This is a genomic window from Comamonas sp. FG99 (genome assembly GCF_057808605.1).
In genome coordinates, this window is record NZ_JBMDII010000020.1 from 43,842 (window position 1) to 70,254 (window position 26,413).

A 26,413-nucleotide genomic window follows, 5' to 3' on the forward strand; every position below is an offset into this window, starting at 1 on the left:
TCATTGTGGCAAGGCTCCGAGCAAGCCGGCCACCGCCTCGGGGCAAGAGGGAAACCAGGCATGGAAATAGCTGGCATGGATGCTGCCGTGCCGGTACCAGGCCTCGCCCGCATCGGCGCGCGGCGGCTGGCCCGGGCGGCTGGAGCGCGCCAGCACCTGCGCACTGCTGTCCAGGCGCGAATAATGAAAGGTATGCCCGCGCAGCAGACCCCAGGGCGTCTGCAGCTGCTGCATGCCCAGGCCCGCGAGGCGCTTTTGCATGCGTGCCTGCCCGGGCAGCAGGCGCCACAGCGGCCGCCAATGCCCTTCGGCATCGCTCAGGCCTTCGCACAGCGCCACCATGCCGCCACATTCGGCCCACACCGGCCGGCCCTGCTGCACGTGATTCTGCAGGTCGAGCTGCAGGCCCGCGTTGGCCTGCAGCGCCGCCAGGTGCAGCTCGGGATAACCGCCGGGCAGCCATAGTGCATCGCAGGCCGGCAGCCGCTCGCCGGCCAGCGGCGAGAAGAAGTGCAGCTCCGCCCCCATGGCCCGCAGGCAATCGAGGTTGGCGGCGTAGATGAAGCTGAAGGCCGCATCGCGCGCCACCGCCACGCGCCGCCCGGCCAGCAGGCGCGGCGGCGCGGCGGCGGGCTCGGGCGGCGGCGCGAACGCCACCGACCAGTCCGCCCGCCAGGCCGGCCAGGGCTTGCGGCCCAGCGGGGTCTGCGCCAGTGCATCGGCGGCGGCGTCGAGGCGGCGCTCGGCATCGGGCAGCTCCTGCGCGGCCACCAGGCCCAGGTGGCGCTCGGGCAGCAGGCTGGCGCCCTCGTCCACCGACACGCGCGGCAGCGCGCCCAGCCACAGGCCGGGCTCGCGCAGGCCCTGGCGCAGCAGCTCGGCATGGTGCTCGCCGGCCACGCGGTTGGCCAACACGCCGGCCAGCGGCAGGGCCTCGTCGTAGTGGCGCAGGCCGTGCGCCACCGCGCCGAAGCTGCCGGCCATGGCCGAGGCGTCGATCACCGCCAGCACCGGCAGGCCAAGGGCCTTGGCCAGGTCTGCGGCACTGCTCGGGCCGTCGAACAGCCCCATCACGCCTTCGATCAGGATCAGGTCGCAGCTTTGCGCCGCCGCGTGCAGGCGCTGGCGCAAATCGGCCTCGCCAGTCATCCAGCGGTCCAGCGCATGCACCGGCGCGCCGCTGGCCAGCTGCAGCCAGTGCGGATCGAGAAAATCCGGCCCGCACTTGAACACCTGCACCCGCCGCCCCTGGCGCCGGTGCAGGCGCGCCAGCGCGGCGGTAGTCGTGGTCTTGCCCTGGCCCGAGGCCATGGCCCCTACCAGCAGAGCTGCACAAGCTGCCATATCAGTTTTCTTCGAAGCTACGCAACAGCTACACCCCCTGAAACAGGCATGCCCGAGCCGCGGGATGGCCAGCAAGGGCCGCCCCGAAGCAAAGGCCGTCGTCCCCCTCCCAGGGGGAAGGCGCAAAGTGCCTCAGGGGGTAGTACATCTCAGCGCGGGGCCCAGCGCACGCCCACGTAGACCGAGCGGCCCTCGGTGGCATAGGTGCGGGCCAGCTCGTACTTCTTGTCAGCCAGGTTGTTCAGCCGCGCGACCAGGCTGAAGTCGCGGCTCAGCTGCCGGCTGGCCGACAGGTTCAGCAGCGTGTAGCCGCCCAGTACCTTGGTGTTGGCCGCGTCGTCGTAGCGCTTGCCGCTGGCCTGTACCTCGCCGCCCAGCGTCCAGCCCGCCAGCGTGGTGTCGGCCGACAGGCTGGCATGGCGCCGGGCGCGGCGGGCCAGCAGCTTGTCGCTGTCCTGGTCGCGCGGGTCCTGGAAGTCCACCGAGGCGCGCAGGTTGACCATGCCGATGCGGGTGCCGCCGGCCAGGGTCAGGCCCTCGTAGACCGCACGGCCCACGTTGGCATAGCAGCCGCCGTAGGGGCCGCTGTTGCCCACGCAGCTGCCGGTGCCGCCCACCCAGTTGATGAGGTTGCGCACGCGGTTGCGGTAGACGGTGGCCGAGAAGCTGTCGTGCCCGTTGGCCCAACGCAGTCCCAGCTCGGCATTGCGGCCCTCTTCAGGCGTGAGCGAGGGGTCGCCGTACATGCTGAAGCGCTGGTACAGCGTGGGCGCGCGAAAGGCCGTGCCCGCCGCCACGGTGGCACGCCAGTGCGGCACGAACTCGTAGCCGTACGAGGCGCTGCCCGTGGTCTTGCCGCCGAACTCGCTGTCGCTGTCGTGGCGCAGGTTGAGCTGCGCGCTGTGCTTGCCGCTGTGCAGGCCCCAGCCCAGCGCCAGCGCGTTCTGGAAGCGCTGGCGGTTGATGTCGCCGTTCTCCAGCTTGTCCTCGCGGCGCTCCAGCGCGGCGGTGAAGGTGTGGATGCCGAGCCGGTACTCGTTCTGGAACAGGTAGTTCTGCAGCCGCGTGTCGGTGAGGTAGGGCGAGGGGCGCGTCTCATAGCGGTCGCGCGACTGGGTGTACTGCAGCTTGGTGCTGTATTCCTTGGTCCACTGCGCCTGCCAGTTCAGACCCAGGGTCTGCAGCTTGTTGAGGCTGCGGTCGTCGGCGCTGGGGCTGAGGTCGTAGCCGGAGTTGGTGTCGGAGTACAGCATCGTCGCCTCGACGCGCTGCTCGCGGTTGATCTGGTAGCCCAGGCGCCCGGTCACCGAATTGCGGCGGTAGCCATCGTCGTCGGGGTTGGCGGTGGCGGTGGTGCGAGCATTGAAGCCGTGCGACTGCGCGCGCGCCAGGCCGATCGCATAGTCCCAGCCGTCGGAGGCGCCGCTCACGCCGGCTTCGGCGGTGAAGGTGCCGCGGTTGCCCACGCCCAGGCCCACATAGGGCTTGGGCGGCCCTTCGCCCTTCTTGGTGAAGATCTGCACCACGCCGCCCATGGCGTCGGAGCCGTAGACCGCGGCGGCCGGGCCGCGCAGCACCTCGATGCGGTCGATCTGCTCCAGCGGAATGTCCTGCCAGCTGGCACCGCCGGTGGACTGGGAATCGATGCGCACGCCGTCGATGTATACGGCGGTAAAACGTGTATCGGCACCGCGCAGGAACACGCTGGTGGTGGTGCCGGGGCCGCCGTTGCGCGAGATCTCGATGCCGGGCAGGCGGGCGAGCAGGTCGGCCACGCCCACCGCGCCTGCGCGCTCTATGGTCTCGCGGTCGACGATCGACATGTCGGCCACCAGGTCGGCCAGCGGCTGCTCGGTGCGGTTGGCGGTGACCACCATTTCGGACAGGACGGCTGCGCCATCCTGCGCAAGCGCGGGGGAGCAGAGCATCAGGGCGGCCGCGGAAACCGCGGACAGGCGGGCGGACAGGCACAGCGCGGCGCGCGCGTGGGCCGGCAAAGAAATCGAACTCATGGGGCAGAGAAATCCAGGAATGGCCCGTGCCGGCCTCCCCGCCGGCATGTGGGAAACAAGAAAGCGCCACCCCGATCGAGGGCAACCGGGGCGCGTCATTCGCATCGTTGGCCGGTATCCGGGCTGGCGACGTTACAGCACACGCCTTCCCAAGCACTTGTTCAAGGTGTTCAGTGGCTAGAATGTGGCTGCAGATAGCGTCACAACGCTATCAATCGCTTACCGTTGCGGGGGCAGCGCAGGTTGAGGGCATCCGGGCAAAAGGCCGGCGCACTTCCCTGCTTCCCGTTGAACTGCCGCGCTGTGAACCATTGCGGCGAGCACCAACGGATACAATTTTATCGCCGTTCGCGGTTGCTCTTTCTTATTCACTGTCTCCCTATGGTCACCACGTCGTCTTTGGACTTGATACTGGAACGGGTGCAAGCCCTGCTGGCCCGCCACGAAGCCCTGCAGCATGCCCATGCGCAACTGCAGGACAAGCTCGCCTCCCTCACCCAGGAGCGGGACTCCTTACAATCCCGGCTGAACGCGGCTCGCGCGCGCGTCGATGCGATGATCGAGCGCCTGCCCAAGACCTCGGAACAGGATGACGTATGAAGCAGATGGAAGTACACATCATGCAGCAGAGCTACATGCTGGGCTGCCCCGAAGGCCAGGAGGAGCGCCTGCAGTCGGCCGTCAAGCATGTGGACGCGGCCATGTGCGGCATCCGCGACAGCGGCAAGATCCGCGGCCGCGAGAAGATCGCGGTGCTGGCGGCGCTGAACATCGCCTTCGACCTGCTCGAATCTCAGGCCGCAGCGGCGGCCGCAGCGGCAGCGCCCGCCCCCGAGCCCGCACCGGCGGCGCAGGCCTCGCTGGACCTGGACGAGCCGCGCCTGCAGGCACTGCTGGAGCGGCTGGACTCGGCCCTCAAATAAGCAGGTATAGAAATTTAACCAGGCTCACGGCGCTGATAAATGAGTTTGCGCCGACGGCCCCTTTGCAGCGCATACAATGGAGTCGTTCGCAGCGCTGCCGGGCTTTATAGTTCCTTGAACCAATGCTCTACGAGCACGGGCTTGGTACATTGCTCCTCGAGCGTGATCGTCTCGCGTCAGATGAACCCAACGTTGAGCTGCCCTCGCCCACCTGAACCCCCGGTTCAGGATGACGGCCCGGTGGATGTTGCGAACACCTTTTTCCCCTGCAAAGGCCACCGGCAACGGTGGCCTTTGTTCTTTCCAGCCCCGCCATGCCCCTGATCGATCCCCTCACCATCGCCATGCTGGCCTGCCTGGGCCTGGTGGCAGGCTTTCTCGCGGGGCTGCTGGGCATCGGCGGCGGCATGATCCTGGTGCCGTTCATGAGCTACCTGCTCGGGCGCCAGTCGGTCGCGCCCGAGCTGGCCATCAAGATGGCGATCGCCACCTCCATGGCCACCATCGTCTTCACCTCGGCCTCCAGCGTGCGGGCGCACCACCGGCGCGGCGCGGTGCGCTGGGACATCGCCCTGCGCCTGGCGCCCGGCATCGTGCTGGGCGGCCTGGTGGCCAGCCTGGGCATCTTCGCGGTGCTCAAGGGCAGCTACCTGGGCATTTTCTTCGGGCTGTTCGTCGGCTATTCGGCGCTGCGCATGGTCTTCAAGCGCGAGGCCAAGGCCATGCGCTCCATGCCCGGCACGCTGGGCCAACTGGGCGCGGGCGGCTTGATCGGCTGCCTCTCGGGCCTGCTGGGCGCGGGTGGCGCCTTCATCAGCGTGCCGTTCATGACCTGGTGCAACGTGCCGATCCACAACGCGGTGGCCACCAGCGCGGCGCTGGGTTTTCCGATCGCGGTGACGAATGTGCTGGGCTTCATGCTCGCCGGCCTGCACCTGCAGGGCCTGCCGCCGGGCGCGGTGGGCTATATCTGGCTGCCGGGCCTGGTGTCGGTGGCGGCCTGCAGCGTGCTGACCGCGCCGCTGGGCGCCAAGGCCGCGCACCAGCTGCCGGTGGCCCAGCTCAAGAAGGTGTTCGCCGCGCTGCTGCTGTGCCTGGCCAGCTACATGCTCTACAAGAGCGCCGTGGCGCTGGTGCATTGAGATGCAAAAACAAGAGCTTTCAGCGCTCTTCAGGTATTGATCTCCAATACTTTTATACCTGAAAACCTTTAAACATCAGCGCTGGCAGCTCCCTTTTTAGATGCTAACACCACAGCACCGGCCCGTGCTGCATGGCATGCATCCACAGCGCCCAGCCGCTCATCAGCACCAGCACCGCGCCGGCCAGGCGGGTGCCCAGGTCTTGCCGCCAGCGGTTGGCCGCCCGGCCCGCGCGCGCCAGCAGCCACGGGCCCAGCACCAGCCACAGCGTGCCACCCAGGCCAAAGGCCAGCATGGCCGCCGCGCCGCCGGCGGCGCTGCCGGTGAGCGCCGCCACCGCCACCGCCGAATACAGCAGTCCGCAGGGCAGGCAGGCCCAGGCCAGGCCCAGCGCCAGCACCCGGCCGCGGCTCGCCAGGCCTTGCTGCACCCGCGACCACAGGCGCCGGCTGGCCTGTTCCATCCAGGCCGGCTGGCGTGCCCAGGCCAGCAGCGTCAGCCCCCACAGCAACACCAGCAGTTGCACCAGCGCCCACACGGGCCGCAGCGCCGCGGCCCATTGCACGCCCTGGGCAAAGCCGCCGATGGCGCTGGCCGCCAGCGCGCCCAGCGCCGCGTAGCCGGCAAGCCGCCCCGCATGCAGGGCGGCCAGGCGCATGGCATCCACCTGTGCCGCCGGCCATGCGGCGGGAGCGCCGGCGGGCGCCCAGGCAATCGGCTGGCTGCCGCCTTGCGGCGCGGCGATGCGCGCGCAAGGGGCTGCGCACATGGCCAGGCAGTGCGGCCCGCCGGCCAGCCCCATCAGCAAGGCGGTGACGGCTACGCCCCAGAGCATGTTCAGATGATCTTGGAAAACCGCGCGCGGTTGCGGTCGGCCTGCAGGTAGCGGTCGAACACCATCGCGATGCCGCGCACGAAATACCAGCCCATGTCGGTTACCGCGATCTCCTCGCCGCCCAGGCGCACCAGGCCCTGCTCCTGCATCGCGCGCAACTGCTCCAGCTCGGCCGCGAAGTAGCGGCCGAAGTCGATCAGCCAGGCCTGCTCGATGGATTCGATGATCAGGCTGCCCTGGCACATCAGCGCCATGATGACCGCGCGGCGGATCAAGTCGTCGCGCGACAGCGCCAGCCCGCGCACCACCGGGATCTGGCCCTGGTCGATCAGGTCGTAGTACTCCTCCAGCGTCTTGGCGTTCTGGCTGTAGGTGGCGCCGATGCGGCCTATGGCCGATACGCCCAGGGCCAGCAGGTCGCAGTCGGGATAGGTGCTGTAGCCCTGGAAGTTGCGATGCAGCCGGCCCTGGCGCTTGGCCACGGCGAGCGCATCCTGCGGCAGCGCGAAATGGTCCATGCCGATGTAGACATAGCCGCCGGCCTGCAGCGCATCCACCGCCTGGGCCAGCATGGCCAGCTTGTCGGACGGCGCGGGCAGATCCGCGGTGGCGATGCGCCGCTGGGCCTTGAAGCGCTCCGGCAGATGGGCGTAGGCGTAGAGCGCGATGCGGTCGGGGCGCAGCGCGCGCACCTGCTGCATGGTGCGTGCAAAGCTCTGCGGCGTCTGCTTGGGCAGGCCGTAGATCAGGTCGACGTTGATCGATTCGAAGCCCAGCTCGCGCGCCGCCCGCACCAGCTCGAACACCTGTTCGGCCGCCTGCTCGCGGTGCACCGCCTTTTGCACCGCGGGCTCGAAGTCCTGCACGCCGAAGCTCAGCCGGTTGAAGCCGAGCCCGGCCAGCAGCTGCAGGCGCTCGCGGGTGACGGTGCGCGGGTCGATCTCGATCGAATACTCGCCGCCGGGCACCAGGCGCAGGTGGCGGCGCAGCATGTCCATGAGGCGCTGGAGTCCGGTGTCGCTGAGAAAGGTTGGCGTGCCGCCGCCCAGGTGCAGCTGGCTCACCGCCTGGTCGCTGCCGCCGTGGCGCACATGCAGCGCCAGCTCGCGCTCCAGGTAGTCGAGGTACTGGTCGCCGCGCTCGGGGTGGCGGGTGACGATCTTGTTGCAGGCGCAGTAGTAGCACAGCGACTCGCAGAACGGGATGTGCACATAGACCGACAGCGGCTGCGCCCGGCCCGGGTGCGAGCGCCGCTGCTCCAGCGCGATGGCGTAGTCGCTCGCGCCGAAGGCCTCGACGAAGCGGTCGGCGGTCGGGTACGAGGTGTAGCGAGGGCCAGGCACGTCGAAACGGCGCAGCAGCTCGGGAGTCAAGGCAATCATCGCAGCATCTTCCATCAGAAAAACTACTATGCGCCGGCGTGCTCCGGCTGTCCTTGACCCAGATCAAGAAGGATTGGCGGCCCATGGTTCACAATACGGATACACAGGCTCCGGGTCATGCGCCAGCGGAGTTGATGAATGTCAAGCCAACGGAATCACTGCATGTCCACTACCGCCATCAAAGTCGCCTGCTCCAACTGCAACCTGCGCGAGCTGTGCATGCCCGTGGGGCTGCCGAGCGAGCAGATGCAGCGCCTGGACGAGGTCGTCTCCACCCGGCGCAAGCTCAAGCGCGGCGAGGCGCTGTTTCGCAACGGCGAGGCATTCACCTCGCTGTATGCGATCCGTACCGGCTTCTTCAAGACCTGCATCACCACCGAGGACGGGCGCGACCAGGTGACCGGCTTCCAGATGGCTGGCGAGATCATGGGGCTGGACGGCGTGGCCCGCGACCAGCATTCCTGCGACGCGATCGCGCTGGAGGATGCCGAGGTCTGCGTGATGCCCTACGAGCGGCTCGAAGAGCTGTCGCGCGAGGTGAACGCGCTGCAGCACCATGTGCACAAGATCATGAGCCGCGAGATCGTGCGCGAGCACGGCGTGATGCTGCTGCTGGGCAGCATGCGCGCCGAGGAGCGCCTGGCGGCCTTCCTGCTCAACCTGGTGCAGCGCCTGCATGCCCGCGGCTTCTCGCAGACCGAGCTGGTGCTGCGCATGACGCGCGAGGAGATCGGCAGCTACCTCGGCCTCAAGCTGGAGACGGTGAGCCGCACCTTCTCGAAGTTCGTCGACGAGGGCATCGTCGAGGTCAAGCAGCGCCATGTGCGCATCATCGACGCGGCCAAGCTCAAGGGCCTGGTCAACAGCAGCCAGGCGCCCTGCCACTGATTCCACTGCCATGCGCGCCTGAGCCCAAGGCATTTCAGCAGCACTTCTCTTGCGAATCGCCGCGCCGGCAGGCATCGGGCCGGTCGTCGCTCGGCACCGGGCAGCGGTTGACCTCGAACGGCGACAGCGACAGCAGCGTGGTCAGCGCGGTAGCCACCATCATCAGCGCCCAGAACACGAAGAACGCCACCGTGTAGATGCCGGTGCGGCTCAGCGGCAGCGGCTCGCCCGCCCAGGTCAGGTCGTGCGGATCGACCACCGCGAAGACCAGCATTTCCTGCACGCCCGCGAGCAAAAATGCAGGCCAGGCGATCCACATCCATCGTTGCAGCAGCATCTGCGTCTCCCCTTCTTGCTTGCCGCGCTATTGCGGCTGGTCCGATGCCGGCGTGGCCGTATGGTTGCGTGCCTTGAGCGCCGGTGCCAGGCTCTTTTGCGGCTGCGCGAGCCGCTGGTTGATGTTCAAGCCATTCTGGTAGTAGTTGTCGTCGACCACCGGGTCCTGGCCACGGACCGCGATCCAGGCCGTGGCCAGCCCGGCCACCACCACCAGGGCCGGCCCGGACAGCAGCAGCCAGACGGAGAGAAACTTCCACCAGGGCTTGCCGGCATCGGCGGCCGGCGCGGTTTGCGGCAGATTGCGGTTCATGGTCAGCTCCTTGCAATGCGATGGGATCGGGCGCGGGGCGCTCAGCGGGGCACGAGGAAGATGGACTTCTCCCGCACCTGCTCGGCATGGCCCTGCGCCTTGATGTCGAAATAAATGGTGTGCGAGCCGGCCTCCTGGCTACCCCAGCTCTCGTGCGGCAGCTGCAGCCGCACGGCCACCCAGCGCGCCTGGGCCGGCTCCACCAGAACCTCCGGCTCCGAGGCCACCTCCAGCCCCGGCAGGCCGCTGGCCGCGATGCGGTAGCTGCGCGCCGCCTCGGTGGCGTTCATGATCTGCAGGCGGTACACGTTCTCCAGCCGGCCGCCGGCCACGATGCGCGCCAGCGCGGCGCGGTCGCGCACCACGTCGACCTTGAGCGGCGTGCGCACATAGAGGCTGGCCACCATGGCCACCGACAGCGCCAGCAACACCGCGCTGTAGATCAGCACCCGCGGGCGCAGCACCCGGCGCATCATCTGCGCCGCACTCCAGCCCCGGGCCACCGCGTTCTGCGTGGAAAAACGGATCAGGCCGCGCGGGTACTGCAGCTTGTCCATCACCGTGTTGCAGGCGTCCACGCACAGGCCGCAGCCAATGCATTCGTATTGCAGGCCGTCGCGGATGTCGATGCCGGTGGGGCAGACCTGCACGCACAGCTTGCAGTCGATGCAGTCGCCCAGGCCCTTGGCGCGGTAGTCCACCGCCTTGGCGCGCGGGCCGCGGCGCTCGCCGCGCTGCGGGTCGTAGCTGACGATCAGCGTGTCCTTGTCGAACATCGCGCTCTGAAAACGTGCATAGGGGCACATGTACTTGCACACTTGCTCGCGCAGGTAGCCGGCATTGCCGTAGGTGGCAAAGCCGTAGAAGCCGACCCAGAACAGCTGCCACGAGCCCTGCAGCGCCATCAGCTCGGCCGCCAGCGTGCGGATGGGCACGAAGTAGCCGACGAAGGTGAAGCCGGTCCACAGCGCGATCGCGATCCACAGCAGCTGCTTGAGGAATTTCTTGCGCAGCTTCTCCAGGCTCCAGCCGCCCTGGTCCAGGCGCAGGCGCGCGCTGCGGTCGCCCTCCACCACCTTCTCGATCCACAGGAAGATCTCGGTGTATACCGTCTGCGGGCAGGCAAAGCCGCACCACAGCCGCCCCGCCACCGCGGTGAACAGGAACAGCGACAGCGCCGAGATCACCAGCAGCCCGGTGAGGTAGATGAAATCCTGCGGGTACAGCACCAGCCCGAAGATGTAGAAGCGCCGCGCGCCCAGGTCGAACAGCACCATCTGCCGCTCGCCCCAGGACAGCCAGGGCAGGCCGTAGAACACCAGCTGGGTGAGCCACACCATCAGCCAGCGCCAGCGCGAGAACAGGCCGCGGATCGAGCGCGGGTAGATCTTCTGGTGCGCCTCGTACAGCGATACCGAGGCGGCATCGTCGGGCGGCGCCGCGGCGATCGGGATCACCCGCTTGCCGGCGGACCCGCCAGGGTGCTCAGAACCGCTCATGGGCCCGCCCTACTTCGCCGCCACCGCGGCCGAGCCATTCGACAGGCCCCACACGTAGGCGGTGAGCACGCCGATCTGCTGCTCGGTCAGCTTGTCTTCCTGCGCGGGCATCTGGTTGGTCTTGCCGTTGTTGATCATGGCCACGATCGCGGCCTCGCCCCAGCCGTGCAGCCAGATGTCGTCGCTCAGGTTGGGCGCGCCCAGGGCCTGGTTGCCCTTGCCGTCCATGCCATGGCAGGCGGCGCAGGCGGTGAACTTGGACTTGCCCAGGCTGGCGCGCAGCGAATCGTGCGGGCTGCCCGAGAGGCTGAGCACATACTGCGCCAGGTTGCGCACGTCCTCGGACGAGCCCACCGCCGCGGCCATCGGCGGCATGGTGCCGATACGGCCCTTGGCGATGGTCTCGTGGATCTTGTCGGGCGTGCCGCCGTGCAGCCAGTCGCCGTCGCTCAGGTTCGGAAAGCCCTTGCTGCCGCGCGCGTCCGAGCCGTGGCACTGCGCACAGTTGTTCATGAACAGGCGCTCGCCAATCGCCATGGCCTGGGCATCCTTGGCCAGGGCCTCGGGCGCCATGCCGTCGAAGCGGGCATAAACGGGGGCCAGCTCCTTGGCGGCCTGCGCCACCTCGTCCTGGTAGCGCTGCGCCGAGGACCAGCCCTTCTGGCCGGCAAAGCTGCCCAGGCCCGGGTACAGCGCCAGATAACCGGCGGCGAACACGATGGTCAGCACGAACAGCCACATCCACCAGCGCGGCATGGGGTTGTTCATCTCGGTCAGGTCGCCGTCCCACACGTGGCCGGTGGTGTTGTCCGCGGTGGCCTGCACCTTCTTGCGCGAGGTGATGATGAGCAGCAGCAGGCAGGCCACGATGCCCACGACGGTGATGACGGTCACATACAGCGACCAGAAATTGCTTGCGAAATCACTCATGGCAGTTCTCGTTGTTGTTGTGGCGGCTCGGATTCGCCGTCCTGGAAGGGCAGCAGCGCATCCTGCTCGAAACGCTGGCGGTTGCGGCCGGCATAGGCCCAGGCGGCGATGCCGATGAAGCAGGCGAACGAAGCCAGGGTGGCGACTATGCGCATCGTGGTGATGTCCATGGCTGTGTCCTTACTTCAGCGTCTTGCCCATGACCTGCAGGTAGGCGATCAGCGCATCCAGGTCGGTCTTGCCCTTGAGCTCGGCGGGCGCGGCGGCGATCTCTTCGTCGCTGTAGGGCACGCCCACCTTGCGCAGCGCGCGCATGCGCGGCTGCACCGCCTCGGCATCGAGCTGGGCCGTGGCCAGCCAGGGATAGGCCGGCATGTTCGACTCGGGCACCAGGTCGCGCGGGTTCAGCAGGTGGATGCGGTGCCACTCGTCGCTGTACTTGCCGCCCACGCGGTGCAGGTCGGGCCCGGTGCGCTTGGAGCCCCACTGGAATGGATGGTCGTAGACGAATTCGCCCGCCACCGAGTAGTGGCCGTAGCGCAGCGTCTCGGCGCGGAAGGGCCGGATCATCTGCGAGTGGCAGTTGTAGCAGCCCTCGCGGATATACACGTCGCGGCCGATCAGCTGGGTCGCGGTATAGGGCTTGAGGCCGGCCACCGGCTCGGTGGTGGATTTCTGGAAATACAGCGGCACGATTTCCACCAGGCCGCCGATCGCCACCACCAGCAAGATGAGCACGATCATCAGGAAGTTGCTGGTCTCGACGCGCTCGTGGGTGAAGCCGCCGCTGCTATGTGCGTTGTTGTTCGCCATGGATAAACCTTTTCTTTCAAGCGGGGGCTCAGGCCTGCGCGGCCTGCACGGCGGGGACCGGCACCTGGACCGAGCGGCCGGAGATCGCCGTCATCCACACGTTCCAGCCCATGACCAGCATGCCGATCAGGTACAGCAGGCCGCCGGTGACGCGCACCACATAGAACGGATAGGTCGCCTTCACGCTTTCGACGAAGGTGTAGGCCAGCGTGCCGTCGGGATTCACCTCGCGCCACATCAGGCCCTGCATCACGCCGGCGATCCACATCGCGGCGATATACAGCACGATGCCCACGGTGGAGAGCCAGAAGTGCAGCTCGATGGCCGGCACCGAATGCATCTTCTCGCGGCCGAACAGGCGCGGCACCAGGTAGTACAGCGAGCCCATGGTCACCAGGCCCACCCAGCCGAGCGCGCCGGCATGCACGTGGCCGATGGTCCAGTCGGTGTAGTGCGAGAGCGCGTTGACGGTCTTGATCGACATCATCGGCCCCTCGAAGGTGGCCATGCCGTAGAACGACAGCGACACGATCAGGAAGCGTAGGATCGGGTCGTCGCGCAGCTTGTGCCAGGCACCCGACAGCGTCATCATGCCGTTGATCATGCCGCCCCAGCTCGGCGCCAGCAGGATCAGCGAGAACACCATGCCGACCGACTGTGTCCAGTCCGGCAGCGCGGTGTAGTGCAGGTGGTGCGGGCCGGCCCACATGTAGGTGAAGATCAGCGCCCAGAAGTGCACGATGGACAGGCGGTAGCTGTACACCGGCCGGCCGGCCTGCTTGGGGATGAAGTAGTACATCATCCCGAGGAAGGCGGTGGTGAGGTAGAAGCCCACCGCGTTGTGGCCGTACCACCACTGCACCATCGCGTCCTGCACGCCGGCATAGGCCGAGTAGCTCTTCATCCAGCTCGCCGGGATGGCCGCGCTGTTGACGATGTGCAGCAGCGCCACCGCGATGATGAAGGCGCCGAAGAACCAGTTGGCCACATAGATGTGCCTGACCTTGCGGATGCCCACGGTGCCGAAGAACACGATCGCATAGGCCACCCAGGTGACCGCGATCAGGATGTCGATCGGCCATTCGAGCTCGGCGTATTCCTTGCCCTGGGTGTAGCCCAGCGGCAGGCTGATGGCGGCCGCCACGATCACCGCCTGCCAGCACCAGAAGGTGAAGCTCGCCAGCTTCGGCAGGAACAGCCGCGTCTGGCAGGTGCGCTGCACCACGTAGTAGCTGGTGGCGAACAGCCCGCAGCCGCCAAAGGCAAAGATCACCGCGTTGGTGTGCAGCGGCCTGAGGCGCCCGTAGCTCAGCCAGGGAATGCCGAAGCCCAGCTCGGGCCAGGCCAGCTGGGCGGCGATGAACACGCCCACCGCCATGCCGACCACACCCCACACCACCGCCATGATGGTGAACTGCCGCACCACGGTGTCGTCATAGTGCACGGCCGGTGCTTGCGCGGCAGCAGCTGCTTGTGAATCTGTCGCAATCATCGTAGTCCTCGTAGATGTTGCAAACAGTGTCAAGCAAATGCCGCCGGGCGGCCTTGACGCATGTCAAGGCTCTTGAAGAATGCGCTCCGCCTCCTGGTCCACGCTCTCGAACTGGCCACGGTACACGGCCCACCACAGCGCCGCCACCACCAGCAGCACCAGCACCACCGACAGCGGAATCAGCAAATACAAGATATCCATCGACTGCCCTTTTTCCTGCTCGCGATTCAAGCAAAGGCTCAGGAAGCCACCAGCGCCGGCTGCGCCGGCGCCACTGCCCCATCGGGCCGAGGGCCCGCCCGCGCGGCCTGCGGCCAACGCGCCAGCCGCGCCGCATTGCCCACCACCAGCAGCGAGCTCAGCGCCATACCCAGGCCGGCGAGCCAGGCGGGCATCCAGCCGGCGATGGCCAGCGGAATGCAGACCGCGTTGTACAGCAAGGCCCAGGCCAGGTTCTCGCGCACCACGCGCAGCGCCCGGCGCGCCTGCGCGAAGGTGTGCAGCAGCTGCCGCAAATCGCCGCTGGGCACGGCCACGTCGGCCTGCGCCTGCGCCAGCGGCACCGCCGTGCCCATGGCGAACGACACATCGGCCCCGGCCAGCACCGGGCCGTCGTTGAGCCCGTCGCCCACCATGGCCACGCGGCGGCCCTGGCGCTGCAGCCCTTGGAGCAGCGCCAGCTTGGCATCCGGCGCGCACTCGCCGCGCGCATTCTCTATACCCAGCTCGGCCGCCAGCTGCTGCACCGCGGCCTCGCGGTCACCCGACAGCAGCCAGACCTGCATGCCCTGCGCCTGCAAGGCCTGCACCAGCGGCCGCGCCTGCGGCCGCTGCGTCTCGGCCAGCTCGAAAAAGGCCCAGGCCTGCCAGGGCTCGCCGGGCCGCGCCCCCCGCCTCCGGCCAGCCAGCACCACACGGGCGGCCTCCCCAGCCTGCTGCGTGAAGGCCGGCGAGCCCAGCCTCAGCTCCCAGGCCGCCACAGACTCGCCCGCGCCGGAGCACTCCAGCGCCACGGCCTGGAGCCCCTGGCCAGCGTGCTCCTGTACATCGCTCAGCCGCCAGTCCCCGGCCTGCGCAAGCTGCCCTGCAGCCGCCAGCGCACATGCCGCGGGATGGCGCGAATGCCGGGCCAGCGCCGCGGCCAATTGCACGGCCTGCTCCTGCGGCAGCGGCCCGCCCTGGGGCAGCCGCACCTGGCGCAGCTGCGGCACCCCGCCGGTCAGGGTGCCGGTCTTGTCGAACACCACGGTATCGACGCCGGCCAATGCCTCCAGCGCCTGCAGGCGCCGCACCAGCACGCCATGGCGGGCCGCGGCGCCGGCCGCGCTCAGCAGCGACACCGGCGCCGCCAGCGACAGTGCGCAGGGGCAGGTCACGATCAGCACCGCCACCGCCGCCATCCAGGCCCGCGCCGGATCGCCCTGGTACAGCCAGCCCCACAGCAGCGCCGCCGCGGCGCACAGCAGCACGCCCCACAAAAAGGGCCGCGCCACGCGGTCGGCCATGCGCACCAGCGCCGGTTTTTGCGTGGCGGCCGCGCGCATCAGCGCCACCATGCCGGCATAGACGGTCTGCTCGCCCAGGCGCTCGACGCGCAGCTCCAGCACGCCGCCGCCGTTGCAGCTGCCGGCCACCACCGCATCGCCCGCGCCCTTGGGCACGGCGGTGGCTTCGCCGGTCAGCAGCGATTCATCCACCTGCGATGCGCCGCGCAGCACGGTGCCGTCGGCGGCAAGGCGCTCGCCCGGCAGCACCCGGAGCACATCGCCCAGGCGCAGCTCGCGCAGCGCCACGGCCTCGGCCGAGCCGTCGGCTTGCACGCGCAGCGCGCTGTCGGGCAGGCGGTTGAGCGCCTGCTCCAGCAGCCCCAGGTTGCGGTGGCGCAGGCGCTGCTCCAGCAGCCGCCCCGACAGCAGGAAGAACACGAACATGGTGAGCGAGTCGAAATACACCTCGCGGCCGAAGATGCCGCCCGGCTCGAAGGTGCCCAGCGTGCTCACCGCGAAGGTGATGCCCATGCCCAGCGCCACCGGCAGGTCCATGCCGATGCGCCGCTGGCGCAGGTCGCGCCAGGCGCCGCGAAAGAACGGCCCGCAGGCGAACAGCACCACCGGCAGCGATATCACCCACGAAGCCCAGCGCAGCAGCGACTCCATCTCGGCGCTCAGGTCGCCGGGCGCTGCCACGTAGGCCGGCCATGCGTACATCATCACCTGCATCATGCAAAAGCCGGCCACCAGCCAGCGCCACAGCGACTGGCGCAACTCGCGCCGCCGCACCTCGCGCAGCGCGGCGTCCATGGCCGGCTGCACCCGGTAGCCGGCGGCTTCGATGGCCGCCATCCATTGCGACGGCAGGACCTGGCGCGCATCCCAGACGACGCGGGCCCGCTCGGCCGCAGCGCTCACCTCGGCCGACTCCACGCCGGGCACCGCCTTGAGCGCCGCCTCGATGGCCAGCGCGCAGGCCGCGCAGTACATGCCGCCCAGCACCACATGCGACTCCCAGCGCGCGCCAGCCTCATCCAGGCTGCGGCCGAAGCGCGGCCATTCCTGCCGATCGTCCAGCAGCAAGGCGCCGCCAGCCGGCGCGGCGAGGCCGGGCTGCGGCGGGGCAAGGGAAGGCGTAGTCTGCATGCTGTACAGGGTAGCCAGCCGGCGGCGAACATGTCTTGACCTGCATCAAACTACGGAATGTGCGTTTTTTCTTACATTGGCAGCACAGCGATGCGGTTACAAGTAAGGTATGACTGCCGGCAGCGCCACGGCGGCGCCCGCATCCCGTTCACTGCAAGAAAGGAGAGTGCCATGTACCAACATATCCTCATCGCCACCGACGGCTCCGAGCTGTCGGAGCGGGCCGTGCAGCACGGCCTGGCGCTGGCCAAGCTCTGCGGCGCCAAGGTCACCGCGCTGAAGATCGCGCCCCACTACCCGCGCAGCTACTACGAGGGCGGCATGACCCAGGGCCCCGACGAGGTGCACCGCATCGAGGCCGAGTGGCGCGCCGAGTCGCAGAAGGTGGTGGACAAGATCGTGCCCCAGGGCGCGCAGCAGCAGGTGCCGGTGACGCCGGTGGTGGAGCAGTCGGACTTCGTGGCCGAGGCTATCCTGCAGGTGGCCGAGCGCGAGCACTGCGACCTGGTGGTGATGGCATCGCACGGCTACCGGGGCCTCAAGCGCCTGCTGCTGGGCAGCGAGACCCAGCATGTGCTGACGCATGCGAAGATTCCGGTGCTGGTGCTGCGCTGATTCCAGCTTTTTCCGGCAAAAAGATGCCCCTCTCGCAGGGGCGTCTTTTTTTGCTGCCGGGCCGCCCCAAGGCAAAAAAGCGCCCCCTTGGGGGGCAGCGGCTACACGCGGTGGGCAAAAGCGTGGAGGCCCTTTTTCGAGTTGTCCCGCGCCTATGCGAACAAGCCCTTGTGCTGCTCGCGCAGCAGGTTCTTCTGTACCTTGCCCATGGTGTTGCGCGGCAGCTCGGTGGCGACGAAGCAGCGCTTGGGGATCTTGAAGTTGGCGAGCTGGCTCTTGAGGGCGGCAACGATCTGCTCGCCGTCGAGCTCGGCGCCGGGCTTGGCGATGACCACGGCCACGCCCACCTCGCCGAAGTCCGGGTGCGGCACACCCACCAGCGCGCTTTCGGCCACGCCGGGCAGCTCGTTGATGTAGCCCTCGACCTCGGCCGGGTAGACGTTGTAGCCGCCGGAGATGATCAGGTCCTTGCTGCGGCCGACGATGGTGACATAGCCGCGCTCGTCGAGCTTGCCCACGTCGCCGGTCTTGAACCAGCGGCCGCCGTGCGCATCGGTGGTGAATTCCTCGGCCGTCTTCTCGGGCATGCGCCAGTAGCCTTGGAACACGTTCGGGCCCTGCACCAGAATGTTGCCGATCTCGCCGGCCGGCATCGGCTGGCCGTCGTCGCCCAGCACGCGCACGCCAACGCCCGGCAGCGCAAAGCCCACGGTGCCGCCGCGGCGCTCGTCCTGGCCGCCGAAGCGCGCATCGGCGGCGTAGGGGTTGGAGGTGAGCATGATGGTCTCGCTCATGCCGTAGCGCTCGAGGATGGTATGGCCGGTGCGCTGCTGCCATTCGCGGAAGGTTTCGATCAGCAGCGGCGCCGAGCCCGAGATGAACAAACGCATGTGGCTGGCGGCCACCCGGGTCAGCGCCTTTTCGGCCAGCATGCGCACATAGAGCGTGGGCACGCCCATGAAGACGGTGGCGCGCTGCATCGCGGCGATCACCGCCTTGGGCTCGAACTTGGCGAACCAGATCATCTTGCTACCGTTGATGAGCGCGCCGTGGATGGCCACGAACAGGCCGTGCACATGGAAGATGGGCAGCGCATGGATGAGCACGTCGCCGCCCTGCTGCGGGCTTCTCCAGCCCCAGTATTCCTTGAGCATGGCGGCGTTGGACAGCAGGTTGCCGTGCGTGAGCATCGCGCCCTTGCTGCGGCCGGTGGTGCCGCTGGTGTAGAGGATGGCGGCGATGTCGTCGGCCGCGCGCAGCGCCGGCTGGTGCTCGTCGCTGCAGTGCAGCGCGCGTTCGAGCAGGCTGCCGTTGCGGTCGTCGCCGAGCGTGAACACATTCTGCGTGCCGCTGGCGAAGGCGATCTTGGACACCCAGCCGAAATTCTCGGGCGTGCACACCACCACGGCCGGCTCGGCGTTGCCGACGAAGTATTCGATCTCGGCGCTTTGGTAGGCGGTGTTCAGCGGCAGGAAGACATAGCCCGCGCGCAGCGTGGCCAGGTACAGCGCCAGCGCCTCGACCGATTTCTCCACCTGCACCGCGACGCGGCTGCCCTCTGGCAGCTTCAGCGAAGCCAGCAGGTTGGCGATGCGGCTGCTGGCGCGGTCCAGGTCGCGCCAGCTGTAGTGCAGCGCCTCGCCCCGGGGCGAGGTGGTTTCGATGGCGATCTGGTCGAGATCGGCGGGGAAGGCGGCGCGCAGCGCGGTGAACAGGTTGCTGTTGGAGCTCATTCGGATATCTCTCTACTCTTTTCGGAAACGGCTGAATTTCTCGGTCCGCGATATTACTGATTTATTGCCTATTCGCGTGTCGCCGCACCAGTGTCGGCGATCAGGAAATCCCGCAGTATGCGTTCCCGGTCGCCGTTTAGCACTGGGGGATTACGCCGTACCACCGGCTGCACCTGGCCAGCGGCGGCTGCCGCGGCCATGAGCGGGTTGGCGGCAACGCGCAGCGCCTGGCCGCCCGGCGCCTGCACGGTCGCGATCATCCCGCGCTGCGCCACCTGCGGATGCTCCATCACCTCGGCCACCGTCTGGTACTCGCCATTGGGGATGCCGTTTTGCGCCAGCAGCTGCAGCCAGTGCGCGCGCGGCTCGCGGCGCAGCCGGGCTTCGAGCAGCGGCTTGAGCTGGGCCTCGTGCGCGCAGCGCTGTGCATTGGTGGCGAAGCGCTCGTCCTGCGCCAGCCCCGGCAGGGCCAGCAGTTCGCACAGGCGCTTGAACTGGGTATCGCTGCCGACGGCGATCACGAACCAACCGTCCTTGGCGGAGAACACGTCGAACGGCGCCATCGACGGATGGCGCGAGCCGATCGGCCCCGGCACGCTGCCGGTCGCGCCCAGCCGGGCGATCGGGTTTTCCAGCAGCGCCAGCTGGCAGTCGAGCATGGACACATCCACGCGCTCGCCGGCGCCGGTGCGCGCCCGGCGGATCAACGCGGACTGCGTGCCGATCACCGCGTACAGCCCCGCGCCCAGGTCGCCGATGGAGACGCCCACCCGGCATGGCCCGGCCTGGGCGTGGCCGGTGACGCTCATCATGCCGCTCATGGCCTGCACGACCATGTCGTAGGCCGGCTTCTCGCGGTACGGGCCGGTCTGCCCGAAGCCCGAGACGGAGACCATGATCAGCCGCGGAAAGCGCCGGTGCAGCTCGTCCCAACCGTAGCCGAGCTTTTCCATGGTGCCGGGGCGGTAGTTCTCGACCAGCACGTCGGCGCGCGCGAGCAGGCTCTCGAAGATGCTGCGCTCCTCGGCGGCCTTCAGGTCCAGCGCGATCGACTCCTTGTTGCGGTTCACCGACATGAAGTACGCCGAGGTGCCGTCGATGAACGGCCCGATGGCGCGCGCGTCGTCCCCCACCCCGGGCTGCTCCACCTTGATCACCCGCGCCCCCAGGTCGCCCAGCATCTGGGTGCACATCGGCCCGGCCAGCACGCGGGTGAGGTCGACCACGGTCACGCCCGCAAGCGGCAAGGGCTGATTGCTGTCCTGCGTCATTTGCCTGCCCCTCCCTCGCTGGCCGAGCGTTCGGTGATGGCCTTGTAGCGCTGGCCGTCGCTGGTCGCCCAGGCCTTGAATGCCTGCGCCGATGCCGACGGCCAGGCAAGGTTGCCCTGCTTTTCGAGCCTGGCCTTCACATCGGGATCGCTCAAGGCCTGCGCGCTGGCTTCGAACAGCCGGCGGCTCACCGGCTCCGGCAGAGCGGCCGGGCCATAGAGGCCGAACCAGAGGCTGAAGTCGTAGTCGCCGATGCCCGACTCCTTCATGCCCGGCAGATCGGGAAACAGCGGCGAGCGCTCGGCGGTGGTGACCGCCAGCAGCCGCAGCTTGCCGCTTTGCACCATGGGCAGCACGGATGGCGGGGTGCCGAAGGTCATGTCCACGTCGCCCGCGCCGACCGCCTGGATAGAAGGCGCGCCGCCCTTGAACGGCACGTGCAGCATGTCGATGCCGGCGGCGTGCGAGAACGAGGCGCCGGCCAGGTGGGTGACCACGCCGGTGCCCGAGGACGAGTAGCTCAGCTTGCCCGGATGCTTGCGTGCCTGCGCGATCAGGCCCGGCACCGTGTTTTCCGGAAAGTCCTTCTTCACCGCCAGCAGCATCGGTGAATTCGTCCAGCGCGCGATCGGGGTGAAGCTTTTCACGCCGTCGTAGCGCGCGCTCTTGTACAGCAGCTGGTCCGAGCCATAGAGGTTGGCGCTGCCCAGCAGCAGCGTGTAGCCATCGGCAGGCGCGCGCGCAACCAGCTCGGAGGCGATGGTGGTGCCGGCGCCGGGGCGGTTGTCGACCACGATGGGCTGCTTCAGCTCGCGCGCCAGCCGCTCGCTGACGATGCGCGCCACCGCATCCGCGCCGCCACCCGGCGGAAAGCCGACGACCAGCGTGATCGGGCGAGAGGGATAGCCGTCGGCGAGCGCGGCAAGGCTTGCGGCGGCGGCAAGCGCCGCCAGTACCATCTTCTTGATCATGTCCTTGTCTCCTTGATGTAGCTCTTGGGTGAATCGGCGGGTGCGGCGGGTGCGCCGTCAGCGCCCCTTGAATACCGGCTTGCGCTTTTCGCGCCAGGCTGCCCCGCCCTCCTTCAGGTCCTCGGAATGGACCGTGCGCAAGACATCGTGCGCAATCGCCTCGGCGTCATGCCGGCCGCGCGCGATCAGGTTCAGGTGTTTCTTCATGCCGAAAAGCGGCAGCGGCGCCATGGCGCTGAGCGTGTCGGCGAGGGCCGCGACCGTCTCCTCCAACGCCTCCGGCTCCACCAGGTGCGTGAGAAAGCCGCAGGACTTCATCTCGGCGGCATCGAGGCGCTCGCAGGTGAGGAAGAGCCGCTTGGCGGTATCCACGCCCAGGCGAGTCACATAGCGCTCCAGCCCCGCCTGGTAGAAATGCAGCCCGAGGCGCGCCGCCGGCATGAACATCTCGGCCGCGCTTGAGCCGACGCGGAAATCGCAGGCCAGCGCCATGTCGGTGGCGCCGCCATAGACGCCGCCATGGATGGCGGCAATGGTCACTGCGCGGCATTGCTCGATGGCATCCACCATTTCGCCGAAGCTGCTGCCTTCTTTCTGGCTGCCCTGAACCTCTGATATATCATAACCACTGCAAAAATACTTGCCCTCGCCACGCAGCACCACGACGCGCACGCCATCCAGCCCGTTGACATGTTGGATGTGCCCGATGATCGCCGGCAGGTCTTCCGGCGCCAGGCGGTTGGCCACGCCGGGCCGCTGGAAGGTGATGGTGGCAACGGGTTCTTGCAGATGCAGTGAAGGCTTCATATGTATCATTCTTCATAATAGATATATCTATAATTAGAAAATGAATCAGCATTCGCCACAAACAGAGAAAACCCTAGGGTTGCAGAGCATGCAGGACCGGATTCGCCTGGCGCTGGAGCAGGACTTGCGCAGCGGCGCCCTGCTGCCGGGCGCGCCGATCGACGAGCAGCAGCTTTGCGAACGCTTCCAGGCTTCGCGCACGCCGGTGCGCGAAGCGCTGCTGCTGCTGTCCGCCAAGGGCATGGTCAGCATCGTGCCGCGGGCCGGCATCTATGTGCGCCAGTTCAAGGTGCGCGAGCTGATTGCGATGATGGAAGCCCTCGCCGAGCTGGAGGGCGTGGTTGCGCGGCTGGCCGCCAGCCGCATCACCGAGCCGCAGGTCACGCTGCTGCAGCAGGCCCTGAAGCAGACCGCAGGCTGCGCAGCCCGCGCCGACTCCGGCGGCTACGAGCGGGGCAACGTGGTGCTGCACGATCTGATATATCAATCATGCGGAAACGACTATCTGGTCGAGCAAACGCGCGAGGCCCGGCTGCGGGTTGCACCCTACCGCGGCAAGATGTTCGAGAAGCCCGAGCGGCTGCTGCGCTCGCAGGCCGAGCACGAGGCCGTGGTCCAGGCCATCATCCAGGGCGACAGCGAGGGCGCGGCGGAGGCGATGCGCAACCACATCTCCGCAGGCGGGCGGGCGTTTGCCGACATGGTGCTGGGCGCGCCGCCGCTGGCACCACTGCAGCCGCGCAGGCGCCGGCGCAAGGCATAGGAACGCAGGGCGCCCCCGGGGCTATTCGAGCTTCACATTGGCCGCCTTGACCACCTGGGCCCAGCGGCGCACCTCGTCGTGCACGAAGGCGGTGAACTGCGGCTGGGTCAGGTTGCCGTACTCGGCGCCGTTCTTGGCCCAGACCGCGCGGATATCGGGTGCTTCGCCCATTTTGCGCACCTCTTCCAGCATGCGGTCTTGCAGCGGCTGCGGCGTGCCCTTGATGGCCCACAGGCCATACCAGGTAGCGACGTTGTAGTCCGGCAGGCCGACCTCGGCGGCGCAGGGCACCTCGGGCAGCGAGGGATTGCGCTGGCCGCCCGCCACCATCAGCGCCTTGATGCGCCCGGCCGCGATGTGCGCGGCGGACGAGCCCAGGCCGTCGAACAGCATGTCCACCTCGCCCGCGATCAGCGCCTGCAGCGCCGGCCCGGCGCCCTTGTAGGGCACGTGCAGGATGTCGGTCTTGGTCTGGATCTTGAACAGCTCGCCCGCGAGGTGGTGGCTGCTGCCGGTGCCGGCCGAAGCGTAGGTGAGCTTGCCGGGGTTGGCGCGGATCTGCGCCAGCAGCTCCTGGTAGCTGGCGGCCTTGGTCTTTCTGGGGTTGACCACGATCACCTGCGGCACATTGGCCAGCAGCGCCAGCGGCACCAGGTCTTTCTCGATGTCGTAGTCCAGCTTGGGGTAGACCGAGGGCGCGATCACATGGTGCGCGCCGCCCATGAAGAAGTGGTAGCCGTCGGCCGGCTGGCGGGCCGCATAGCTCGCGCCCAGCGTGCCGCCTGCGCCGCCCTTGTTGTCGATGACCAGGGTCTTGCCGGCGGTCTTGGCGAACTGCGAGGACAGCGGCCGGGCGAACGCATCGGTGCCGCCGCCCGCGGGAAAGGGCACGACCCAGGTCACCGGTTTGCTGGGCCATTCCCTGGCGCTCTCGGCCTGGGCCCAGGGCCCTGCCAGCGCCAGTCCGGCCCCGGCGGCGGCCCGGGTGAGAAAATGCCTGCGGCCGCGCTGCGGCATAGCGGATGGGTGCATGCTTGTCTCCTTGGTTGTGATGCGCCGAGCCGCTCATGCATGCGGCGCCGGCAGGGATATGCCTCGATCAGCCTCTTTTTAAAAAGTGAGCACCCTGCGCTCACCCATCAATGATTTCAATTACTTTTCACATTGAAATCAATGCACGGCAAGCGCCAACTGCTCTCTTTTTTATCGCCGGGCCGCCCCAAGATAAAAAGCCCCCCTCTCGGAGGGGCAGCGACCCAACGCAGTGGGAAGCGTGGGGTGCCATTTTTTATCGCCGGGCCGCCCCAAGATAAAAAGCGCCCCCTCTCGGAGTGGCAGCGACCCAACGCAGTGGGGAGCGTGGGGTGCCATTTTTTATCGCCGGGCCGCCCCAAGATAAAAAGCCCCCCTCTCGGAGGGGTAGCGACCCAACGCAGTGGGGAGCGTGGGGAGCCATTTTTATTACTCACGGTTTGAGCAGCGCCTCGACCGCCGATGATACGGGGATCTTGCCCTGCGCCAGCTGTGCGCGGTGGCGGTCCAGGCGCTTGAGGTCGTAGAGGTAGTTCACCATCAGCCCGAACGACTGCTTCATGCCCTTGGCGGACGGGTCGCCGGCCCAGTTCAGTCGCTCCACCCGGGCGCCGTTGCCCAGGTGAAAGCGCGCCACCGCATCCAGCGGCCGGCCGCTATCGAGGCCCCGCCCCAGGTACAGCGCCGCCGCATGCAGCAGCGCGCGGCTGGCCGGCTCGTCGACCTGCAGCGACAGCGCCGACTCGGCCGCGGCCAGCCAGTCGGCCGCGCCGGCCTCGGGCTGGCCCAGCGCCTTGGACAGCTCTTCCTTGCGCCGCTTGTCCATGCCCTCCCACACGCTGGCCGCGTTCTTGCCCAGCCAGCTGCGAAAGCCCGGAATCGGCGACAGCGTGGCGAACTGGCGCAGCTTGGGAAAGTCCTGCAGCAGCGTGTCGACCACATGCTTGATCAGCGAGTCGCCGAAGCTCACGCCGCGCAGCCCCACCTGGGTGTTGCTGATCGAGTAGAAAATGGCCGTGGTGGCGCGCGCCAGGTCGGCATCGGCGGCCGATTCGTCCAGCAGCGGCGTGATGCTGTCGGACATCTTGTCCACCAGCGCCACCTCGACGAAGATCAGCGGCTCGTTGGGCAGGCGCGGATGGAAGAACCCGTAGCAGCGGCGGTCGCTGTCCAGGCGGTTCTTCAGGTCGGACCAGCTGCGGATATCGTGCACCGCCTCGTACTTGATGAGCTTTTCGAGCAGCGATGCGGGCGAATCCCAGGACAGGCGCCTAAGTTCGAGGAAGGCCACGTCGAACCAGTTGGAGAACAGGTACTCCAGCTCGGCATCCAGCGCCAGCAGGCGCTTGTCGCCCTTGAGCTGGGGCAGCATCTCGGCACGCATATCGAGCAGAAAGCGCATGCCCTGCGCCGGCACCGCAAAGCGCTGCAGCAGCCGGGTGCGCGGCGTGGCCAGGGTCTGGCGCAGCTGGCGCTCGGCGGCGCCGGCCTCGGCGGTGCCCAGCGCCTGCTCGTATTTCTGCCGCGCCGCGCGGATCTGCTCCACGTCGGGCACGAACTGCTCGCACATCAGCAGCCAGAAATCCTTGCGCTCGGGCGCTTTGGCGGCCGCATACCACTGCATCAGCTGCTCGGCCAGCCGGCCACCCTCCACATCGCTGAGCTCGCCGGCGCTGGCCGCCTGCATCTCGGCCAGCAGGCGGCGCAGCTCGCGCGGCGACAAGGCCTCGGCGCCGCGGCGCAGCGTGGCCTTGAGCCGCTCGCCGGTCGCCCGTTCAGGTTCGGCCGCGGCCTTCTTCGCACCGCCACGCTCGGTGTTGATGCCCACGGAGCGCAGCAGCGCGGAGCTGCGCTCCAGCCAGGATGCGGTGGGGGAGGTGGTTTCAGTCATCGGGCTATCCTCGACAAGGTCAACGAAGTCATGCGCTGCAGGGCGCGGCGCTGCTGCAGCAAGTGGTTGCGCATGGCGGCTTCGGCAGCCTCGGGGCTGCCCGCGCACATGGCGGCGTAGATCTCCTGGTGTTCGCGCAGGCTGTGCAGCAGCCGGCCCGGCTCGCTGAGCTGCTGCTGGCGCGCCAGCCGCAGGATGCGGCGCAGATCGGCGATGGTCTGGGCCAGCCAGCGGTTGTCGGCCAGGGTGATGAAGGCCTCGTGGATCTGGTGGTTCATGCGGTAGTAGGCCTCGATGTCGCCGGCAGCGGCATACTGCGCGAGCTGCTCGTGCATCACATCCAGCACGACCTGGTCGGCGGCCGTCATCTTGCTGGCGGCCTCATGGGCCGCCCGCCCCTCCAGCAGCGCGATCACCGGAAAGATCTCGTCCAGGTCGCGCTCGGTGACCTCCTCGACAAAGCAGCCGCGCCGCGGCTCGTGGCGCAGCAGCCCCTCGGCCACCAGGATCTTCAAGGCCTCGCGCAGCGGCGTGCGCGACACGCACAGCCGGTCGCACAGCGCCTTCTCGTCAAGAAACTGCCCCGGACGCAGGCCGCCGCCGAAGATCAGCTCGCGCAGCTGCGCGGCGGCTTCGTTGTGCAATGGCTGTATGGACGCTGTCACCGCAACTCCTTGCATCGCAATCGGCACCAAGGCGGACCGGCCCCCGGCATTCGCCACCACCTGGGACTCTACCCTGGCCTTGATTCTGGCATCCAGCCTGGCTTTCGCACTGGGCTAGGA

Annotated in this window: 25 protein-coding genes, 1 pseudogene and 1 riboswitch; of the genes and pseudogenes, 6 read left to right on the forward strand and 20 right to left on the reverse strand. The window is 68.2% G+C overall.

Features of this window, described 5'->3' with window-relative positions; all coding sequences use genetic code 11:
- Nucleotides 1-1,344 (reverse strand): cobyrinic acid a,c-diamide synthase CobB, encoded by a 1,344-nt coding sequence (locus ACODRX_RS14725; protein ID WP_488872270.1) that lies wholly within the window; start codon nt 1,342-1,344, stop codon nt 1-3.
- 149 nt (nt 1,345-1,493) lie between these two features.
- Nucleotides 1,494-3,356 (reverse strand): TonB-dependent receptor domain-containing protein, encoded by a 1,863-nt coding sequence (locus ACODRX_RS14730; protein WP_488872271.1) that lies wholly within the window; start codon nt 3,354-3,356, stop codon nt 1,494-1,496.
- 92 nt (nt 3,357-3,448) lie between these two features.
- Nucleotides 3,449-3,699, reverse strand: a riboswitch (cobalamin riboswitch).
- 38 nt (nt 3,700-3,737) lie between these two features.
- On the opposite strand from ACODRX_RS14730, the gene ACODRX_RS14735 reads away from it, so the two are divergent.
- From ACODRX_RS14735 to ACODRX_RS14745, 3 genes are all read left to right on the forward strand, one after another.
- A complete protein-coding gene (locus tag ACODRX_RS14735; protein ID WP_488872272.1) occupies nt 3,738-3,956 on the forward strand; it encodes a DUF904 domain-containing protein in 219 nt (72 codons plus the stop codon).
- Nucleotides 3,953-4,279: a cell division protein ZapA gene (locus tag ACODRX_RS14740; protein ID WP_488872273.1), complete on the forward strand. Its 327-nt coding sequence runs from the start codon at nt 3,953-3,955 to the stop codon at nt 4,277-4,279. Before ACODRX_RS14735 ends, ACODRX_RS14740 begins: the two co-directional genes overlap by 4 nt.
- Before the next feature lie 314 nt (nt 4,280-4,593).
- Nucleotides 4,594-5,421 carry a sulfite exporter TauE/SafE family protein gene (locus tag ACODRX_RS14745; protein ID WP_488872274.1) on the forward strand — a complete coding sequence of 276 codons (828 nt, stop codon included), beginning with the start codon at nt 4,594-4,596 and terminating at the stop codon, nt 5,419-5,421.
- Nucleotides 5,422-5,524: 103 nt separating this feature from the next.
- Here ACODRX_RS14745 and ACODRX_RS14750 read toward each other — a convergent pair whose 3' ends face one another.
- Nucleotides 5,525-6,256, reverse strand: coding sequence for an urease accessory protein UreH domain-containing protein (locus ACODRX_RS14750; RefSeq protein WP_488872275.1), 732 nt, complete (start codon nt 6,254-6,256; stop codon nt 5,525-5,527).
- Between the two features lie 2 nt (nt 6,257-6,258).
- The gene (gene hemN, locus ACODRX_RS14755; protein WP_488872276.1) at nt 6,259-7,638 is read right to left on the reverse strand and encodes an oxygen-independent coproporphyrinogen III oxidase; all 1,380 of its coding nucleotides are present in this window, start codon (nt 7,636-7,638) and stop codon (nt 6,259-6,261) included.
- Between the two features lie 162 nt (nt 7,639-7,800).
- Between hemN and fnr the strand changes: the two genes are divergently transcribed.
- Nucleotides 7,801-8,526 carry a fumarate/nitrate reduction transcriptional regulator Fnr gene (gene fnr, locus ACODRX_RS14760; protein ID WP_488872277.1) on the forward strand — a complete coding sequence of 242 codons (726 nt, stop codon included), beginning with the start codon at nt 7,801-7,803 and terminating at the stop codon, nt 8,524-8,526.
- A gap of 34 nt (nt 8,527-8,560) precedes the next feature.
- Here the strand turns inward: fnr and ACODRX_RS14765 are convergent, their stop codons facing one another.
- The 9 genes and pseudogenes from ACODRX_RS14765 to ACODRX_RS14805 all read right to left on the reverse strand — a co-directional run bounded on the left by ACODRX_RS14765 (nt 8,561) and on the right by ACODRX_RS14805 (nt 16,545).
- Nucleotides 8,561-8,863 carry a hypothetical protein gene (locus ACODRX_RS14765; RefSeq protein ID WP_488872278.1) on the reverse strand — a complete coding sequence of 101 codons (303 nt, stop codon included), beginning with the start codon at nt 8,861-8,863 and terminating at the stop codon, nt 8,561-8,563.
- A 27-nt stretch (nt 8,864-8,890) separates the two neighbouring features.
- Nucleotides 8,891-9,175, reverse strand: coding sequence for a FixH family protein (locus ACODRX_RS14770; protein ID WP_488872279.1), 285 nt, complete (start codon nt 9,173-9,175; stop codon nt 8,891-8,893).
- Nucleotides 9,176-9,216: 41 nt separating this feature from the next.
- Complete coding sequence (gene ccoG, locus ACODRX_RS14775; RefSeq protein WP_488872280.1) at nt 9,217-10,674, reverse strand: cytochrome c oxidase accessory protein CcoG; 1,458 nt, start codon at nt 10,672-10,674, stop codon at nt 9,217-9,219.
- 9 nt (nt 10,675-10,683) lie between these two features.
- On the reverse strand, nt 10,684-11,604 hold the full coding sequence (gene ccoP, locus ACODRX_RS14780; RefSeq protein ID WP_488872281.1) for a cytochrome-c oxidase, cbb3-type subunit III: 921 nt from the start codon (nt 11,602-11,604) through the stop codon (nt 10,684-10,686).
- Nucleotides 11,605-11,645: 41 nt separating this feature from the next.
- Nucleotides 11,646-11,774 (reverse strand): annotated as a pseudogene (locus tag ACODRX_RS14785) (cbb3-type cytochrome oxidase subunit 3); the annotation flags it as partial.
- Between the two features lie 10 nt (nt 11,775-11,784).
- Nucleotides 11,785-12,417, reverse strand: coding sequence for a cytochrome-c oxidase, cbb3-type subunit II (ccoO, locus tag ACODRX_RS14790; protein WP_488872282.1), 633 nt, complete (start codon nt 12,415-12,417; stop codon nt 11,785-11,787).
- Between the two features lie 28 nt (nt 12,418-12,445).
- A complete protein-coding gene (gene ccoN, locus ACODRX_RS14795; RefSeq protein WP_488872283.1) occupies nt 12,446-13,909 on the reverse strand; it encodes a cytochrome-c oxidase, cbb3-type subunit I in 1,464 nt (487 codons plus the stop codon).
- Between the two features lie 63 nt (nt 13,910-13,972).
- Nucleotides 13,973-14,110: a cbb3-type cytochrome oxidase assembly protein CcoS gene (ccoS, locus tag ACODRX_RS14800; RefSeq protein WP_460479444.1), complete on the reverse strand. Its 138-nt coding sequence runs from the start codon at nt 14,108-14,110 to the stop codon at nt 13,973-13,975.
- 38 nt (nt 14,111-14,148) lie between these two features.
- Nucleotides 14,149-16,545, reverse strand: a complete 2,397-nt coding sequence (locus ACODRX_RS14805) for a heavy metal translocating P-type ATPase (RefSeq protein WP_488872284.1) — start codon at nt 16,543-16,545, stop codon at nt 14,149-14,151.
- Between the two features lie 171 nt (nt 16,546-16,716).
- Between ACODRX_RS14805 and ACODRX_RS14810 the strand changes: the two genes are divergently transcribed.
- Complete coding sequence (locus tag ACODRX_RS14810) at nt 16,717-17,160, forward strand: universal stress protein (RefSeq protein WP_488872285.1); 444 nt, start codon at nt 16,717-16,719, stop codon at nt 17,158-17,160.
- Between the two features lie 152 nt (nt 17,161-17,312).
- On the opposite strand, the gene ACODRX_RS14815 is transcribed toward ACODRX_RS14810, so the two are convergent.
- The 4 genes from ACODRX_RS14815 to ACODRX_RS14830 form a co-directional block, all read right to left on the reverse strand.
- Nucleotides 17,313-18,893, reverse strand: a complete 1,581-nt coding sequence (locus ACODRX_RS14815) for a malonate--CoA ligase (RefSeq protein WP_488872286.1) — start codon at nt 18,891-18,893, stop codon at nt 17,313-17,315.
- A gap of 68 nt (nt 18,894-18,961) precedes the next feature.
- Nucleotides 18,962-20,164, reverse strand: coding sequence for a CaiB/BaiF CoA transferase family protein (locus ACODRX_RS14820; protein ID WP_488872287.1), 1,203 nt, complete (start codon nt 20,162-20,164; stop codon nt 18,962-18,964).
- Nucleotides 20,161-21,135: a Bug family tripartite tricarboxylate transporter substrate binding protein gene (locus ACODRX_RS14825; RefSeq protein ID WP_488872288.1), complete on the reverse strand. Its 975-nt coding sequence runs from the start codon at nt 21,133-21,135 to the stop codon at nt 20,161-20,163. Before ACODRX_RS14825 ends, ACODRX_RS14820 begins: the two co-directional genes overlap by 4 nt.
- Nucleotides 21,136-21,192: 57 nt before the next feature.
- Nucleotides 21,193-21,942, reverse strand: coding sequence for an enoyl-CoA hydratase/isomerase family protein (locus tag ACODRX_RS14830; protein WP_488872289.1), 750 nt, complete (start codon nt 21,940-21,942; stop codon nt 21,193-21,195).
- Nucleotides 21,943-22,030: 88 nt separating this feature from the next.
- Here ACODRX_RS14830 and ACODRX_RS14835 point away from each other — a divergent pair, with 88 nt between their 5' ends.
- Entirely contained in the window at nt 22,031-22,705 is a 675-nt protein-coding gene (locus tag ACODRX_RS14835) for a GntR family transcriptional regulator (RefSeq protein ID WP_488872290.1), read from the forward strand.
- Nucleotides 22,706-22,726: 21 nt separating this feature from the next.
- Here ACODRX_RS14835 and ACODRX_RS14840 read toward each other — a convergent pair whose 3' ends face one another.
- The 3 genes from ACODRX_RS14840 to ACODRX_RS14850 all read right to left on the reverse strand — a co-directional run bounded on the left by ACODRX_RS14840 (nt 22,727) and on the right by ACODRX_RS14850 (nt 26,308).
- Nucleotides 22,727-23,737 carry a Bug family tripartite tricarboxylate transporter substrate binding protein gene (locus ACODRX_RS14840; protein WP_488872291.1) on the reverse strand — a complete coding sequence of 337 codons (1,011 nt, stop codon included), beginning with the start codon at nt 23,735-23,737 and terminating at the stop codon, nt 22,727-22,729.
- Between the two features lie 433 nt (nt 23,738-24,170).
- Nucleotides 24,171-25,628: a malonyl-CoA decarboxylase gene (locus ACODRX_RS14845; RefSeq protein WP_488872292.1), complete on the reverse strand. Its 1,458-nt coding sequence runs from the start codon at nt 25,626-25,628 to the stop codon at nt 24,171-24,173.
- On the reverse strand, nt 25,625-26,308 hold the full coding sequence (locus ACODRX_RS14850) for a GntR family transcriptional regulator (RefSeq protein WP_488872293.1): 684 nt from the start codon (nt 26,306-26,308) through the stop codon (nt 25,625-25,627). Before ACODRX_RS14850 ends, ACODRX_RS14845 begins: the two co-directional genes overlap by 4 nt.
- Nucleotides 26,309-26,413 lie beyond the last annotated feature (105 nt).

What these genes read in the sequence shown, in the direction of transcription:
- ACODRX_RS14735 (WP_488872272.1), top strand. Translation starts at nt 3,738, where the DNA reads ATGGTCACCACGTCGTCTTTGGACTTGATACTGGAACGGGTGCAAGCC.
- ACODRX_RS14725 (WP_488872270.1), bottom strand. Translation starts at nt 1,344, where the DNA reads ATGGCAGCTTGTGCAGCTCTGCTGGTAGGGGCCATGGCCTCGGGCCAG.
- ACODRX_RS14765 (WP_488872278.1), bottom strand. Translation starts at nt 8,863, where the DNA reads ATGCTGCTGCAACGATGGATGTGGATCGCCTGGCCTGCATTTTTGCTC.
- ccoG (WP_488872280.1), bottom strand. Translation starts at nt 10,674, where the DNA reads ATGAGCGGTTCTGAGCACCCTGGCGGGTCCGCCGGCAAGCGGGTGATC.
- ACODRX_RS14740 (WP_488872273.1), top strand. Translation starts at nt 3,953, where the DNA reads ATGAAGCAGATGGAAGTACACATCATGCAGCAGAGCTACATGCTGGGC.
- ACODRX_RS14810 (WP_488872285.1), top strand. Translation starts at nt 16,717, where the DNA reads ATGTACCAACATATCCTCATCGCCACCGACGGCTCCGAGCTGTCGGAG.
- ccoP (WP_488872281.1), bottom strand. Translation starts at nt 11,604, where the DNA reads ATGAGTGATTTCGCAAGCAATTTCTGGTCGCTGTATGTGACCGTCATC.
- ACODRX_RS14825 (WP_488872288.1), bottom strand. Translation starts at nt 21,135, where the DNA reads ATGATCAAGAAGATGGTACTGGCGGCGCTTGCCGCCGCCGCAAGCCTT.
- ccoO (WP_488872282.1), bottom strand. Translation starts at nt 12,417, where the DNA reads ATGGCGAACAACAACGCACATAGCAGCGGCGGCTTCACCCACGAGCGC.
- ACODRX_RS14840 (WP_488872291.1), bottom strand. Translation starts at nt 23,737, where the DNA reads ATGCACCCATCCGCTATGCCGCAGCGCGGCCGCAGGCATTTTCTCACC.
- ACODRX_RS14820 (WP_488872287.1), bottom strand. Translation starts at nt 20,164, where the DNA reads ATGACGCAGGACAGCAATCAGCCCTTGCCGCTTGCGGGCGTGACCGTG.
- ACODRX_RS14835 (WP_488872290.1), top strand. Translation starts at nt 22,031, where the DNA reads ATGCAGGACCGGATTCGCCTGGCGCTGGAGCAGGACTTGCGCAGCGGC.
- ACODRX_RS14770 (WP_488872279.1), bottom strand. Translation starts at nt 9,175, where the DNA reads ATGAACCGCAATCTGCCGCAAACCGCGCCGGCCGCCGATGCCGGCAAG.
- ACODRX_RS14845 (WP_488872292.1), bottom strand. Translation starts at nt 25,628, where the DNA reads ATGACTGAAACCACCTCCCCCACCGCATCCTGGCTGGAGCGCAGCTCC.
- ACODRX_RS14750 (WP_488872275.1), bottom strand. Translation starts at nt 6,256, where the DNA reads ATGCTCTGGGGCGTAGCCGTCACCGCCTTGCTGATGGGGCTGGCCGGC.
- ACODRX_RS14805 (WP_488872284.1), bottom strand. Translation starts at nt 16,545, where the DNA reads ATGCAGACTACGCCTTCCCTTGCCCCGCCGCAGCCCGGCCTCGCCGCG.
- ccoN (WP_488872283.1), bottom strand. Translation starts at nt 13,909, where the DNA reads ATGATTGCGACAGATTCACAAGCAGCTGCTGCCGCGCAAGCACCGGCC.
- ACODRX_RS14830 (WP_488872289.1), bottom strand. Translation starts at nt 21,942, where the DNA reads ATGAAGCCTTCACTGCATCTGCAAGAACCCGTTGCCACCATCACCTTC.
- ACODRX_RS14815 (WP_488872286.1), bottom strand. Translation starts at nt 18,893, where the DNA reads ATGAGCTCCAACAGCAACCTGTTCACCGCGCTGCGCGCCGCCTTCCCC.
- ACODRX_RS14745 (WP_488872274.1), top strand. Translation starts at nt 4,594, where the DNA reads ATGCCCCTGATCGATCCCCTCACCATCGCCATGCTGGCCTGCCTGGGC.
- ACODRX_RS14730 (WP_488872271.1), bottom strand. Translation starts at nt 3,356, where the DNA reads ATGAGTTCGATTTCTTTGCCGGCCCACGCGCGCGCCGCGCTGTGCCTG.
- fnr (WP_488872277.1), top strand. Translation starts at nt 7,801, where the DNA reads ATGTCCACTACCGCCATCAAAGTCGCCTGCTCCAACTGCAACCTGCGC.
- ACODRX_RS14850 (WP_488872293.1), bottom strand. Translation starts at nt 26,308, where the DNA reads ATGCAAGGAGTTGCGGTGACAGCGTCCATACAGCCATTGCACAACGAA.
- hemN (WP_488872276.1), bottom strand. Translation starts at nt 7,638, where the DNA reads ATGATTGCCTTGACTCCCGAGCTGCTGCGCCGTTTCGACGTGCCTGGC.
- ccoS (WP_460479444.1), bottom strand. Translation starts at nt 14,110, where the DNA reads ATGGATATCTTGTATTTGCTGATTCCGCTGTCGGTGGTGCTGGTGCTG.